The organism is Kribbella sp. NPDC051587 (assembly GCF_044453945.1).
Lineage (GTDB): Bacteria > Actinomycetota > Actinomycetes > Propionibacteriales > Kribbellaceae > Kribbella.
Map to the genome: position 1 here is coordinate 150726 of NZ_JBITDE010000005.1, position 15273 is coordinate 165998.

Consider the following 15273-nt stretch of genomic DNA (forward strand, 5'->3'; position numbering starts at 1 on the left):
GTTGCCACCTCGAGTGGAGGGTTGCCACCTCGGGCGGAGGGTTGCCACCTCGGGTGGAGGGTTGCGGGGGCGAGGTGGGGGTGGGCGGACGCCGTGGGGAGGGCGCCCGTTGAGGGTTATTGGGTGAAGTGGAGGGTTAGGGCGGCTGGGGCGGTGTGGAGTTTGTCGCGGTCGGGGAGGGCTGGGCCGCAGGCGGCGGTGCCTACGCCGGTTTGGGCGAGGTCGAGGGTGACGTAGGTGGTGTCGCGGGGTTTGAGGTCGGCGTTGTGGGTGGCCGACTCGAGGTCGTGGGTGGTCCAGTCGCGGACGGTGAGACCGAAGAGGTTGCCTACGGCATCAATTCGGAGGCCGTCCAGTTGTGCCCAGCGGGTGTCGATGCGGTGACCGTTCTCCTGCGGACGCACGTACGGCGTCTGGAGGTCGGCGACCGTGGACGTGTACCGGCCGACCGCCGCCGCTTCGCGGGTGTCGACGTACGCCTCGTTCGGGCCGGTGCCGAACCACTCGACGCGCTCGACCTTCGGTACCTCGAAGGTGATCGCCAACCGCGGCAGCACCTTCGGGAACTGCCCCTCCGGTACGACGTGAAGCTCAAGCTGCACACCACCGTCGACGGCGACGAATCGCCAGGTGCTCCGCAAACCCCATTGCAGCGCAGGCGGCGCCGTACGGGTGACAACCTCCCAGGCACCATCGCGCTCACCAGCAGACACGACGCGGTGCTGCACCCGGTGCAGCCCCTCCTCGCGCCAGGCATCAACAACACCAGGCTGTACGTCGTTGTCGATCGGCGCGCGCCAGACCTCGAGCTGAGCGTTGGTCACCGCGCCGAAGCGGATGCCGTGCACGCCGGCAACAACCTCAGCAGGTGATCCAGTAGCAGCAACCGCGGCAATCGGAGAGTCGAGGCGGACCTGGCCCCAGGCGACGCGGTGACCGGCGCCCGCCCAGGGAGCGTCCGAGGTGAGCTCGGCCGAGATCGTCAACCAGGTCTCGGGTTGCGAGGCGTCGATCGGGGGCAGGTCGAGGGTGACCGTCTCGCCCGGCGCGATCGGCGGGACGGTGAGGGTGCCGGAGCCGGTGCGCTCGCCTTCCACCTCGACCACCATCCGGAAGGTCAGGTGTGAGGTGTCGAGCACCTCGTAGTGGTTGGTGACTGTGACGCCACCCTTGCCATCAGCAACGATTCGTAGCGGCTCGATCACCTTGGCGAACTCGAGCATGCCGGGCGACGGCGTCCGGTCCGGGAACAACAGTCCGTCGCAGACGAAGTTGCCGTCGTGGATCGTCTCGCCGAAGTCGCCGCCGTACGCGTAGACCTCGCGCCCGTCGATCGTCGTCCGCAGCCCGTGGTCGATGAACTCCCAGATGAACCCGCCCTGGCACCGCGGGTACTTCTCGAACACCTCGCGGTAGTCGAGCAGCCCACCCGGCCCGTTCCCCATCGCGTGCCCGTACTCACACAGGATGAACGGCAGGTTCCGGTACGACGAGGTGTCCGCGCCGATCTCCGCACACCCGGCCGGGTCGGTGTACATCCGCGAGTAGATGTCGACGAACTCCGCCTCGGTGTCACGTTCGTAGTGCACCGGCCGCGACGGGTCGATCGCCTTCGCGGCGTCGTACATGGCCTTGAGGTTCTCGCCCATCCCGCACTCGTTGCCGAGCGACCAGATCACGATCGACGGGTGGTTCTTGTCGCGGGCGATCATCCGCTGCATCCGGGTGACGAGGTCGTCGCGCCAGCGCGGGTCCATCACCGGGTTCGGCAGGTTCGGCGGCTGCGGCTCGTACCCGAACCCGTGCGTCTCGAGGTCGCACTCGTCCACCACGTACAGCCCGTACTCGTCGCACAGCGACAGGAAGTGCGGGTGCGGCGGGTAGTGGCTGGTGCGGACCGAGTTCATCCCCGCCCGCTTCATGATCAGTACGTCGTCCAGCATGTCCTGCTCGGTCAGCGTCCGACCGCGGTCCGGGTGGAACTCGTGCCGGTTGACCCCGTTGAACAGCACCCGGTTCCCGTTCACCGTGAACACACCGTCCACGATCGCGATCGTCCGGAACCCGATCCGCAACCGGACCTCACCACCGTCGGTCCGCAGCACCCCGTCGTACAGGCGCGGGCTCTCCGCACTCCACGGCTCCACCGGAGCAGTCACCTCAGCCCCAGTCGGAACCGAAAGACCCAGCTCCGGTACGACGACAGTTCCGGCGACGTCGGCGTCGACGCGCAGGGTCCCGACCCCATCGGCGTACGAGGAGTGCACGAAGACGTCAGAGGCCGCACCCGGTCGCAGCGCCAGCAGGTTGACCTCCCGGAAGATCCCGGACAGCCACCACATGTCCTGATCCTCGAGGTACGAACCCGCCGACCACTGATGCACCCGTACGGCGATCTGTGCCTCGGAGCCCGGTGTCACCAGCGAGGTCAGGTCGAACTCACTCGGCAACCGCGACCCGGAGGACCAGCCGACGAACGAGCCGTTCGCCCACACCGCGAACCGCGAGTCCACGCCCTCGAACCGCAGCACGATCCGCGAACCGGCGAAGTCCGAGGGGACGGCCACGGTCCGCACGTAGTCACCGGTCGGGTTGTCCGTCGGCACGTACGGCGGTTCGAGCGGGAACGGGTAGACGACGTTCGTGTACGCCGGAGCGCCGTACCCGCTGAGCTGCCAGTGACCGGGTACCGCGAGGGTGTCCCAGCCGGACGTGTCCGGGTCCTTCAGGTCGTCCGGCGCCTGCGCCACACTCGGCGACAGCCGGAAGCTCCAGTCGCCGCTGAGCGGGACGCGCGCGGTGTCGTCATCCAGCCACGCGCGGGCCGGCAACACATTCTGACCGGGGGCAAAGTCCTCGACATAGGTCACAGGTCATGAGCCTAAGCCCACACCTGCGCACAAATCCACACTCGTCAACAAATATGGACAGGGCGTATCAGGCCCGGCACTCCTTGCAGACGCCGACGAGGGCGACCTGCTCGGGCGCCAGGTGGAAGCCGAGCTCGCGGAGCACCTTCTTGCGGGCCGACTCCAGGATGTCGCCCGGAGCGTCGTACACGGTCCCGCACTCGGAGCAGCGCAGGTGCAGGTGCCGCGGGGCGAGGTCACCGGCCAGGTGGTACGTCGTACCGGCCCGGCCGAGGTGGACGTGCGTGACGAGCCCGAACTCACCGAGCGCGTCGAGCGCCCGGTAGACCGTGGCCCGGTGGATCCCGGGCCGCAGCGACTCGGCCCGCTCACCGATCTGTTCGGCGCTCAGGTGCTCCTCGGTCCCGGCGAGCACCTCGACCACCGCGAGCCGGGCCGGGGTCACCCGCTCACCCCGATCCCGCAACCGCTGCGCGGAGACTTCGACCGCACTCGTCATGAGCGCCCCCTCAGGACTTCTTCGCTGCCGTCTTCTTGGCCGTCGTCTTCTTGGCGGCGGTCTTCTTCGCAGCTGTGGTCTTCTTGGCCGCTGTCTTCTTCGTAGCAGTCTTCTTGGCGGCCGTCTTCTTCGCAGGCGCCTTCTTGGCCGTCTTCTTCACCGGTCCACGGGCCCGTTTGTCGGCCAGCAGTTCGGCCGCGCGCAGCAGCGAGATCGTCTCGACGTCGTCGTCCTTGCGGAGCGTCGCGTTGGTCTCCCCGTCGGTGACGTACGGACCGAAGCGGCCCTCCTTCACCACGACCGGCTGACCCGAGGCCGGGTCCGCGCCGAGCTCCTTCAGCGGCGGTGCGGCGGCTCGCCGGCCGCGCTGCTTCGGCTCGGAGTAGATCTTCAGCGCTTCCTCGAGGGTGATGTCGAACATCTGATCCTCGGAGGTGAGCGACCGCGAGTCGGTGCCCTTCTTCAGGTACGGCCCGTAGCGCCCGTTCTGCGCGGTGATCTCGTCGCCGCTCTCCGGGTCCTTGCCGACCACGCGCGGCAGCGACAGCAGCTTCATCGCGTCGTCGAGCCCGATGCTGTCCAGCTGCATCGACTTCAGCAGCGAACCGGTCCGCGGCTTGGCACCCTTCGGCGCATCCTCGGGAAGAACCTCGGTCACGTACGGACCGAACCGGCCCGCCTTCGCGACCACCTTCAGCCCCGTGTCCGGCGCGTCGCCGAGCTCGATCTCGACCCCGGACGGCTGCTCCAGCAGCTCCAGGGCCTTCTCGACGGTCAGCTCGTCCGGCGGCAGATCCTCAGGAACGTTGGCGCGCCGCTCGTCCTTGTCCTCGACGTACGGCCCGTAGCGACCGACGCGAACGACCACACCACTGTCCGGACCGCCGACCTGGAACGTCGACATCTCGCGAGCGTCGATGTCGCCGAGGTCGGTGACCATCGACTGCAGACCCTCGGTGTCGTCGTCGCCGAAGTAGAACCGGCCGAGCACGCCCTCGCGCTGAAGATTGCCTGAGGCAACCTCATCGAGGATGTCCTCCATCGACGCGGTGAAGGCGTAGTCGACCAGCCGGGTGAAGTGCTGCTCGAGCAGCCGCACCACCGCGAAGGCCAGCCAGGCCGGCACCAGCGCCGTGCCCTTCTTGTACACGTAGCCCCGGGCCTGGATCGTGCCCAGGATCGACGCGTACGTCGACGGCCGGCCGATCTCGCGCTCTTCCAGCTGGGCGATCAGCGTCGCCTCGGTGAAGCGGGCCGGCGGCTTCGTCTCGTGGCCGGAGGCCAGCACCTCGGTGGCCGGCAGCCGGTCGCCCTCGGAGACGTCCGGGATCTGCGTCTCGCGGTCGTCGGTCTCGGCGGACGGGTCGTCCGCACCCTCGACGTACGCCTTCAGGAACCCGTGGAAGGTGATCACCCGGCCGGACGAGGTGAACTCGCAGTTCTCCCCGGTCGAGGCCTTGGCGTCGATCTTGATCGAGACGCTGTTACCGGCCGCGTCCTTCATCTGGGACGCGATCGTGCGCATCCAGATCAGCTCGTACAGCCGGTACTCCGGACCACTCAGCCCGGTCTGCGCCGGCGTCTGGAAGTGCTCGCCGGCCGGCCGGATCGCCTCGTGGGCCTCCTGCGCGTTCTTCACCTTGGAGGTGTAGGTCCGCGGCTTGTCCGGCAGGTACGACGCGCCGTACAGCTCCCGGACCTGGGCCCGGGCCGCGGTGATCGCGGTGTCCGACAGCGTGACGCTGTCGGTACGCATATAGGTGATGTTGCCGTTCTCGTAGAGACGCTGGGCGATCTGCATCGTCTGCGAGGCGGACATGTTGAGCTTGCGCCCGGCCTCCTGCTGCAGCGTCGTGGTCCGGAACGGTGCGTACGGCTTGCGGGTGTACGGCTTGGAGTCGATCGAACGGACCGTGAACGTGGAGTCCTGCAGCGCCGCGGCGAGCGCGGTGGCGGTCGACTCGTCCAGGTGGACCGTGTTGCCGCTCTTCAGCTCACCCGTCGAGGCGAAGTCCCGGCCCTGCGCGACCCGCTTGCTGTCCACCGAGACCAGGCGGGACGGGAAGATCCGCGGCGTCTTGCCCTCGCCGGCGTCGAGCTTGGCGTCCAGGTCCCAGTACGACGCGGAGCGGAACGCGATCCGCTCCCGCTCGCGGTCGACCACCATCCGGATCGCGACCGACTGCACCCGGCCGGCCGACAGCTTCGGCATGACCTTCTTCCACAGCACCGGCGAGACCTCGTAGCCGTACAGCCGGTCCAGGATGCGGCGGGCTTCCTGGGCGTCGACCAGCGACTCGTTGATGTCCCGGGCCGCGCCGACCGCGTCCTGGATCGCCTTCGGGGTGATCTCGTGGAAGACCATCCGCTTGACCGGGACCTTCGGCTTCAGCTCGTCGAGCAGGTGCCACGCGATGGCCTCGCCCTCGCGGTCCTCATCGGTGGCGAGGAAGAGTTCGTCGGCGTCCTTGAGCAGATCCTTCAGCTTGCGGATCTGGGCCTTCTTGTCGGCCGGTACGACGTACAGCGGGTCGAAGTGGTCCTCGATGTTGACGCCGAGCCGGGCCCAGGGCAGTCCCTTGTACTTCGCCGGGATCTCGTCCGCACCCTTCGGCAGGTCCCGGATGTGGCCGAAACTCGACTCCACCACGTATCCGGCGCCCAGGAAGCCCGCGATCATCCGCGCCTTCTTCGGCGACTCGACGATCACCAGACGTCGACTACCCGCCGCCGACGACCCCGCCGCCGCGGCTTTCGTCCCTGTTGCCCCTGCCACCGTGCTCCTCTCGCACCCGTCGTGTTCCCCCGTGCCGAACCGGTCCGTCCGAGGACAGAGTACGGCCGACAACAACGTAATTTCTTCCAGCTCTGACACTGGCACTGTCCACGCACCGTAACCGGTCCGCCGCCGGACACCCCTCTCAGGGTTTCAGAAAGTATCCGAAAACCCCGCTTACCGCGCGTCGCACCCGAGCCACCGGCCGCACCGTCCCGAGCCCCGGCCGCAAGAGCTCCGAGGGTACGCCGTTCCGCCCGGCCGGCGCCGGGAGTGTGAACTGATAGTCACCCAGCGACCGTGCCCGCCATCGGTCAGCAGGTCCTCACGCTTCCAGGAACGCTGGGCCGCCCAGAACGCTTCCCAGCTCGGATCGCCGACGCGGCGGCCGCACCACCCATCGAGTACCCGAACATCCCGGCCCAAGTCACCCGCAACCGATCCAGTACGAATCGGACGTCGGCGACCCGCGTGTCTGTCGCCGTCCGTACGGCGACCGGGTCCTCCCAGGGTATACACGGCAGCACCACCCGCCCACCGGGGAACTCGACCGGCGCCTCGCCGGTGTGGTCGATCGTGACGACCAGATAGCCGCGGCCGGCCAGCTCCTCGGCCTGGTTCGTCCCGATGATGCGGGACGCGCCCGACCCCGGTGAATAGAGCAGTGTCGGCCCGGTGCGCGCGGCTGGTGCGTTCCGGCGCGCATGCGTCGGACCGCCGGCGAGATCGATGGTGTCGCCGCTCAACCGCAGGTAGCCGGCCGTCTCGGTCGCCAACGCGGGCGCGACGGCACTACCGGCGTACGGCGCTCGTGATGGCGCCAACAGCACCTATAAACAAGCGTCGACTGATCATGTGCACCAGTCAACCGGCGATGCGGCGTCAGCGGATCAGGGTCGTACGTTTCACCACCGAATGTGCACTTCCGGGAACTCGGGCGAGTCCTGGCTCAGCAACGGGTTCGGACGCCGCCGCAGGGTGGTGTCGAAGTAGGCCGCGATGTACTCGCGCTGCGCCCGCACGCTCTTCGCCGGGTCGACCTTGCCGACCAGCGCCGTCATCACCGAGGTGATGATCGGATCGTCGCCGTAGATGTCGCGGAAGACCTGGTCGAAGACGAACTGGTAGTCGGTGAACGCCTTCTGCTTGGCACCGAGCAGGTTCAGGTTGAGCTTGCCGCCCTTCTGCACCTTCCAGAACGTCGCCCAGGACAGGTCGAAGGAGTCCTTCTTCGGGTCGGTGAACTGGGTCTCGTCCGAGCCGAACAGCAGCAGCGGCCGGTCGACCCCCTTCAGGGCGACCTCGGCCGGCGGACCGTTGCGCCGGTCGTCCTGGAGGGTGCCGTCCAGGTTGAGGCCGGTGGAGATCCGCTTGTCCGCGCGCAGCGCGTCGGCGGTCGCGTACCCACCGAGGCCGACCCCGAACATGCCGACCCGGCGCAGGTCCAGCCCGAAAGACAGACCGGACGGCAGGTCGTTGCCTTCGGCACCTGGGTTGCGCCCGGCCGCGAGCTGCGTGAGCTGGTCCAGGACGAACCGCGTGTCGGCGACGCGCGTCTCGACGTACTGGCGGGTGAAGAGCGGATCGGGCAGCTGCGTGGCCGGTACGCCGGGCAGGAACCGGCCGCCGGGGAATTCGGTCGGGGTCTCGTGGGTGTGATCCATCGCGACCACGACGTAGCCGCGGCTGGCGAGGTCCTCGGCGAGTGCCGTGTTCACGAACCGGCTGTACTGGTAGCCGGGCGAGAACAGCAGGACCGGATGCTTCAGCTTCTGCATCGGTGCGTTCTCGCGGCTGTTGGTCACGGTGTTGGCGAAGTCGAAGGTCCCGGTCGGCAACGCGAGGCCGTACTCGCCGGTCCAGTTGTCGTCGACCTCCTTCGCGGTCCGCTTCGGCATGTACATCGCCAGCGGCGCGTCGTCCATCAGCGTCGACGGGTACCAGAGGCTGATCATCAGCTCGCGCTTGCCGCTCGGCATGGTCGGGTCCGGCCGCTTGTCGTCGATCAGGTGGATCGAGGTCGTGCCGAGCGACTTGCGTCCGGTCGGCTCCGGCAGGCGGAACTTCACCGGGTGGAAGTCGGGATCCCCCTTGGCCCGGACGCCGGCCCCACCCAGGCTTGGGGCGGGCGGGCGCACGTCCGGATCGAGTGGGCGCGCGTGCGCGGTCGCCGGGAGCGCGAGGCCCAGGCCGGCCGCGAGACCGCCGGCGAGCAGACCACGCCGTCCGACGCTGTGACGGATGTGACTGCTGTGACCGGAGTTCACCATGCGACTCATCGTCACCGCCTGTTTTCACCCTGTGATGGAGACCTCGTCTCAACTTCGTGACGGCCGACCTCGTGACAAGACGGACACGGTGAGCTTCAATGAGCGCATCTTGTTCATAGATGCGTGAAGTGAGGCCTACGTGAGCATCTTTGTTCGCATGAAACGTTCAGTAGCCGCGGTTGCCCTCCTGGCGGGTGCGCTAGTGAGCACCAGCGCCCCGGCGCACGCCGCCGGGACCACCCTCGGTGACGTCACCGGGTTCGCCGCCGACAAGGCGACGTACACGCTCAGTGCCGGTCAGGCGAAGGTGCGGGTCGTGTTCCTGAAGGACGACGTGTTCCGGCTGTGGCTGGCGCCGGACGGTACCTTCACCGACCCCGCCGGTACGCCGCCGGAGAAGCCGGGCGACCCGTCGTCGACGATCGTCACCAAGACCGACTACGGCAGCCCGAAGACGTCCTGGCGGGACCGCGGCGGGTACTACTCGCTGACCAGCGGCAAGGTCGAGGTCCGGGCCCAGAAGAAGCCGCTGAAGTTCAGCGTCTACCGCGACAACCGGCTGGTCTTCGCCGAGGCCGCACCGCTGTCGTGGACCGACACGTCCACGACGCAGTCGCTGGCCCGGGGTGCGAACGAGCAGTTCTTCGGCGGCGGCATGCAGAACGGCCGCTTCTCGCACCGCGACGAGACCATCGAGATCTCCAAGGACTTCAACTGGGAGGACGGCGGCAACCCGAACGCGTCGCCGTACTACATGAGCACCGCCGGGTACGGCGTCCTCCGCAACACGTTCGACCCGGGCAGCTACAGCTTCGCCAGCCCGGTCACCACCACGCACGACGAGAAGCGTTTCGACGCCTACTACTTCATCGGCGACCTCAAGACCTCGCTGGACCGCTACACCGAGCTGACCGGCCGGCCGTTCATGCCGCCGGTCTACGGACTCGAGTACGGCGACTCCGACTGCTACAACCGCGGTCACTACGCGAAGGACCCGGACCCGAGCAACGACTGGAAGGTGAACCCGGACAAGGTCACCACTCTGGACGCGGTCAAGGTCGCGCAGAAGTTCCGCGACGAGGACATGCCCGGCGGCTGGATGCTCGTCAACGACGACTACGGCTGCGGCTACTCCGACAACACCGACTTCGAGCAGGTCGACGGCACCTACTGGGGCAAGCGCGAGATCCCGGCGCTCAAGCAGACCGGTGACGAACTGCGCAAGCGGAACATCCAGATGGGTCTGTGGACGCAGTCGTCCCTGGACCGGCAGCCGGCTGAGGTTGGTGACGCGGGGGTGCGCGTGCGCAAGCTGGACGTCGCCTGGGTCGGTCCGGGCTACCGGTACGCGCTGAGCGCCTGTGACACCGCACATGACGGTATCGAGCAGTACAGCAACGCGCGTGGGTTCGCCTGGATGGTTGAGGGCTGGGCCGGGGCGCAGCGGTGTGCAGTGCAGTGGACCGGTGACCACAGTGGTTCACTGGACGCGATCAAGTGGCAGATCCCAGCGATCACCGGCTCTGGTAACTCGGGGATCGCCTACAGCGCTGGTGATGTCGACGGCATCTTCGGTGGCTCGGCGACGTCGTACGTGCGGGATCTGCAGTGGAAGGTGTTCAACCCGGCCTTCATGACGATGTCGGGCTGGTCGACGCCGGCCAACAAGCAGCCGTGGGCGTACGGAGCGCCGTACACGGACATCAACCGCAAGTACCTGAAGCTGCGCGAGCGTCTGCTGCCGTACTTCTACACGTACGCCGCTGAGGCACACCGGACCGGCGCACCACTGAACCGGTCGCTGGTGCTGGAGTACCCGAACGACCCGAAGACGTGGGACGACACCACGAAGTACGAGTTCCTTGCTGGTAACAAGTTCCTGGTCGCACCGATGTGGGGTGCGGACGAGGTCAAGAACGGCATCTACCTGCCTGCTGGACGTTGGGTCGACTACTGGACCGGTCGCGTCTACCAGGGTCCGACCACGGTGAACGGGTACCACGCCGGGCTCGACACGCTGCCGCTGTTCGTGAAGGCGGGCGCCGTCGTACCGATGTGGAAGCCCGGGATCAACTCGGCGGCCGAGCAGGCCTTCGGGGACCGCCTCACTGTGGACATCTACCCGCAGGGCAAGTCGTCCTTCAACCTGTACGAGGACGACCGTCTGTCTCGTGTGCAGAAGTCCGCCCAGCAGACGCTGGCTGTGGATGCTCCGAAGGACGGCCGTGGGGACATCACCGTCCGCATCGGCGCGCTCAACGGCTCGTACGCCGGTAAGCCGAGCTCACGTCCGTACGAGCTGACCGTGCACACCGGGTCTGCTCCGCACGCTGTGTTGATCGACGGCCGGCCGGTCAAGTCGACGTACAAGGATGGTGTGGTCACTGTGCAGACCGCCTCCGTTCCGACGTCGCGCACCGCCACGGTCCGCCTGCTCGGTACGTCGTCGGTCGGTGGACCGGACGTTGCCAACACCTTCGGCACTCCGTCCTTGGAGAGCCCCGCGCTGTGGAACGCTCCTGGTCAGGCCACCGAGGTCACCGCGAGCTTCCGCAACGACACGGGCGCGACTGTGCGCAACGTTGGTCTGGACCTGCAGCTGCCTGCTGGATGGACCTCCGCTGGTCAGAAGACCTTCGCCTCGGTGCGTGCCGGTCAGACAGTGACCACAAAGCTGCAGGTCACGCCGGGGGCCGACGTCAAGCCGGCGAGCTTCACACTGTCGCTGGCCGCCAGTTATGTTGCTCAGGGCAAGCGATACGCCCAGACCGCTGTTGCTACTGCACAGCTGCCGTACGGCTCGCTGTCCCAGGCTGCGAACACAGTCGGGATCACGGACGCAACGACGTACGCTGCCGGCAGCTTCGACGGCTCGGGCAACAGCTTCAACGGTGAGGCGCTGGCTGCGGCCGGTTACAAGCCTGGGGCAACCGTCACGGTCCAGGACGCGCAGTTCACCTGGCCGTCCGGAGCACCTGGTACACCGAACCTGGCAAAGAACCAGTCGGCACCGATCCTGGTCTCCGGCACCGGTTCCCACCTTGCCCTGTTGGGCGCAGGGGCCAGCCTGAACGCTCGTGGCGCGGTGACGATCCTCTACACCGACGGCACACAGTCGCAAGGAACCTTCCAGCTCCCCAACTGGTGCTGCCAGGACGCGACCACCGGTGGCGCCAAACTGGCAGTCTCGGTGAAGGGCCGGTACACCCCCACCGGCTTGGCCAACACCACCACGGACTACCGGGTCTTCTACACCGCCGTACCGCTGGATCCCGGTAAAACCGTCCAAGCCATCAAGCTGCCCGGCGGTGGTCTTGGGTTCTTCGCCGCCACCATCGCGAACAAGCCGTTGCCGCCGGCCCCGAAGGGGGATCAGTGGGTCAGCGACCTCGAGTTCCTCGACTCCACCAACGGTTGGGGACCGGTCGAACGCGACCACAGCAACGGCGAGGACGCTCCGGGTGACGGCGCTGCCCTGACGCTCGACGGAACGACGTACACGAAGGGCCTGGGCACGCACGCACCCTCCGTCGTCAGCGTCCGTCTGGGTGCCAACTGCAAGACCTTCACCGCCAAGGTAGGTGTCGACGACGAGATGGAGGACCGCGGCAAGGTCTCCTTCAAGGTCCTGACCGACGGGACGGCCAAGTACACCTCCGACCTCCTCACCGGTACCTCCCCCACCGCATCGGTCTCGGTCGACGTGACCGGTGCCCAAACCCTCACCCTCCAGGTGACCGACGCCGGCGACGGCAACACCAGCGACCATGCCGACTGGGCCGACGCAAAGGTGAGCTGCAACCCGTAGTCCACGTGGGTGGGGAGGGAGCCGGGGCGGCCCCTCCCCACCCTGGTGGGAGGATGCGGGGGTGGAACTGACGGGGAATGTGGTGGAGGGGCTGCGGGCGGCGTTCGCGGCGGCGGACTACACGGTTGAGGGTGTGGCCGCACGGCTGGGGACGCAGGCGAATGCGGCGCTAGCGCGGAACGAGACGACCTTGGCGGTACGGCGTACCGACAGTGGCGACGCGTTGGACACGATGATCCGCTTGTTCCTGCTGCAACGCGTCGTGCCGAAAGACCTTGTGGACAAGGCGTTCCCAGGCGTCGACCTGGTTGCGCTGGGCATCGTTGCCGACGACCGGGCGGTGGTCGACGTTCGACCGTTCGCCGAGGACGACCAGCAGTGGTGGGTGGTCGCCGACCTGACCCCCGGCCTCGACGGTCGGCGCGAGGCGATGCGATCGGACTACGTGCTCGGGATCGCGCCGGCCAGTCTGAGCCTCGTCCACCTGACGGTTCCGATCAAGGCTGAGCGGGCGCTCGACATCGGCACCGGCTGCGGCATCCAGTCCCTGCACCTGGCCAACCGCGTCAGCCAGACGGTCGCCACCGACGTCAACCCGCGCGCGCTGGACCTCGCCCGAGCAACCGCTGCGCTCAACCGCATCGAGCTCGACGTCCGCACCGGCAGCCTCTTCGAACCAGTCGCCGGTGAACGCTTCGACCTCATCATCAGCAACCCGCCGTACGTGATCTCACCACCTGACTCACAGCTCACCTACCGTGAGACGAGCTTCGCCGGCGACAGTCTGGTTCAGCAGCTCGTCCAGCAGGCCCCACAGCACCTGACCGACGGCGGCTGGTGCCAACTGCTCGCCAACTGGACCTGCGTCCGCGGGCAGGACTGGCGCGACCGCCTCGCCACCTGGACCGGCGACCGCTCCGCCTGGGTCGTGCAACGCGAGCAACTCGACCCCTCCGAGTACGTCGAGCTGTGGCTCCGCGACGCGGGTCTCCACGGCACACCGTCGTACCAGAGCAAGTACGACGAATGGCTGCGCTGGCTGGATGACCAACAGGTCGAGGCGATCGGCATGGGCTGGATCACTCTGCACAACGTGCCCGGGACACTCGAGGCCGAGGAGTGGCCGTACGAGATCGAGCGCCCGATCGGACCGCATGTACTGCGGCGTTTCGAGCGCCAGGAAGGTCTCCCTGCCGACCTGACCGGCCTGCACCTCGTTGTGGCCGACGACGTCATCCAGGAGACCACCGGCCAGCCAGGCGCCGAGGACCCGGCCACTATCGTGCTGCGCCGCCAGCGTGGCATGCGCCGGGCCGAGCAGGTGGACACCGTCCTGGCCGGCTTCGTCGGGGCCTGTGACGGCGACCTGAGCGTCGGTCAGATCCTGGCCGCGCTGTCAGACCTCCTGGACCGACCACTGGTCGACGTACTGCCGGAGTACCTCCCGCAGATCAGGCGTCTGCTGGTCGAAGGCTTCCTGGACTACTGACCCCGGCGGAGTCGCTTGTCGGTATACATCCGCTGGTCAGCAACCGTCAGTAGCTCGCTGACCGGCGTACCGTCCGTGCTGGTCGCATGCCCGATGCTCAGCCGCAGCATGGCGAACCAGGGCTCGACCCCAGCCTCGGCCACTCGCTCCGCAGCCGCTCTGATCCGCTCGACCAGCTCTCGCGCGCCACGCTCATCAGGGTTGTCCAGGATGACGACGAACTCGTCACCACCAGCCCTCGCCACCACGTCTTCAGCTCGGCTCTGCTCACGCAACAGGTGCCCGACACGGCGCAGTACCTCGTCACCACACGCATGTCCGTAGTTGTCGTTGATGACCTTCAGGTTGTCGACGTCGATCGCAATCACCGCAATCGACCGCCCCGCATCGTGGGCAACGGACATGCGCTCGTCCAACGCGCGCCGGTTGCCCACTCCGGTCAGCGGGTCCTCCCGTGCGGCTCGCCACTCGGCGTCGTGCCGGATCGACAGCTCATGATTCGCCAGTGCGCTCCGTACGGCGTACAGACCGCGCAACCGCTCGGCCCACCAGCCTCTGCTGATCGCCTGCGCGTACTGCAGACCTGTTACCGCTCCGGAATCACCTGCCTCCGCAGAGATCTGCACACCCGTGTGGCGAACCAGGGCCTCCACAGGCGGATCAGATGTCGGCGGCAGATCGCTCTCCGCGCGCTGTGCAGCCTCAACAGCCTCATCGAGCCGCCCGGCCACGCCGTACGAGCGAGCCAGGTACGTGCCCGCGATAGCAGCCAGCTCCAGATCACCTAGCTTGGCCAGCTGATCCCGGCAGTCCTTGAGGATCACGGCCGCCGACCCAGCGTCCGTTGAGTCATCACTGGCCGCCAACCACATCCGCCCGGCGATCGGCCAGTACCCGAGCAGATCCGCCTCGACGATCACCCCGACCGCCTCACCCGCCCAGTGGTGCGCTGCGCGCCGTCGTACCCGGATCTCCTCGTCGTACGACGTGTCGCCGAGCCGCTCGAGCTCATGCGCCCAGCGCAGGTTGGACTCCGCCAGGTTGAGCCGGTTGATCGCCGGTGCCTCGGCCAGCCCGAGCGGGACGTGATCACCGTCCGCCGCCAGCTCGAAGTGCGGGATGCACAGCTCGTACAACCGCAGCAGGTCATAGGCATAACCGAGCCCGGTGTGCGCCCAGCCGGCCAACCCGAGATCGCGGGTCCGCGAGAGCGCGTTCTCTGCCGCGACCAGGTCGGCGACCGAGTCACCACCTTCACCGGTCCGGATCAGCGTGACGATCCGGATCGCGATCGCATTCGCCTCCCAGCCCGGCTCGTCGATCGCCCGGGCCACCCGGATACAGCCGTCGACCGCGTCCAGCGCCTCGACCGCATCGGTCGCGTGATGCGCGGCGACCGCCCGCACATACTCCGCCGCGGCGCGCTCGTGACTCGGTTCGGTCCCCAGTTCGACGAGCAAGCGATTGATTTCCAGCCCGGCCTCCGCCGGATTCCCGGACTGGGCCCGGGTCATCGCCGCCGCGATCCGCGCCGTCACCCCCGACGTCTCGCGCACCGAAT

8 protein-coding genes are annotated in these 15273 nt (G+C 67.8%); 2 read left to right on the forward strand and 6 right to left on the reverse strand.

The annotated features are described in order from the left end of the window. Positions 1-116 precede the first annotated feature (116 nt). From ACIA49_RS20035 to ACIA49_RS20055, 5 genes are all read right to left on the reverse strand, one after another. Positions 117-2870 (reverse strand): glycoside hydrolase family 2 TIM barrel-domain containing protein, encoded by a 2754-nt coding sequence (locus ACIA49_RS20035; protein WP_396378695.1) that lies wholly within the window; start codon positions 2868-2870, stop codon positions 117-119. Between the two features lie 67 nt (positions 2871-2937). Further along, positions 2938-3369, reverse strand: coding sequence for a Fur family transcriptional regulator (locus ACIA49_RS20040; protein ID WP_396378696.1), 432 nt, complete (start codon positions 3367-3369; stop codon positions 2938-2940). A gap of 10 nt (positions 3370-3379) precedes the next feature. Continuing rightward, a complete protein-coding gene (topA, locus tag ACIA49_RS20045) occupies positions 3380-6145 on the reverse strand; it encodes a type I DNA topoisomerase (protein WP_396378697.1) in 2766 nt (921 codons plus the stop codon). A 314-nt stretch (positions 6146-6459) separates the two neighbouring features. Next, a complete protein-coding gene (locus ACIA49_RS20050; protein WP_396378698.1) occupies positions 6460-6975 on the reverse strand; it encodes a hypothetical protein in 516 nt (171 codons plus the stop codon). 75 nt (positions 6976-7050) lie between these two features. Next, positions 7051-8424 (reverse strand): alpha/beta hydrolase family protein, encoded by a 1374-nt coding sequence (locus tag ACIA49_RS20055; protein WP_396379033.1) that lies wholly within the window; start codon positions 8422-8424, stop codon positions 7051-7053. A 148-nt stretch (positions 8425-8572) separates the two neighbouring features. Here ACIA49_RS20055 and ACIA49_RS20060 point away from each other — a divergent pair, with 148 nt between their 5' ends. Then, a complete protein-coding gene (locus ACIA49_RS20060; RefSeq protein WP_396378699.1) occupies positions 8573-12223 on the forward strand; it encodes an NPCBM/NEW2 domain-containing protein in 3651 nt (1216 codons plus the stop codon). A 61-nt stretch (positions 12224-12284) separates the two neighbouring features. Then, the gene (locus ACIA49_RS20065; RefSeq protein ID WP_396378700.1) at positions 12285-13712 is read left to right on the forward strand and encodes a methyltransferase; all 1428 of its coding nucleotides are present in this window, start codon (positions 12285-12287) and stop codon (positions 13710-13712) included. Here the strand turns inward: ACIA49_RS20065 and ACIA49_RS20070 are convergent. Then, positions 13706-15268 carry a diguanylate cyclase gene (locus tag ACIA49_RS20070; RefSeq protein ID WP_396378701.1) on the reverse strand — a complete coding sequence of 521 codons (1563 nt, stop codon included), beginning with the start codon at positions 15266-15268 and terminating at the stop codon, positions 13706-13708. The two genes, ACIA49_RS20065 and ACIA49_RS20070, sit on opposite strands and share 7 nt — an antisense overlap. Positions 15269-15273: the final 5 nt, after the last annotated feature.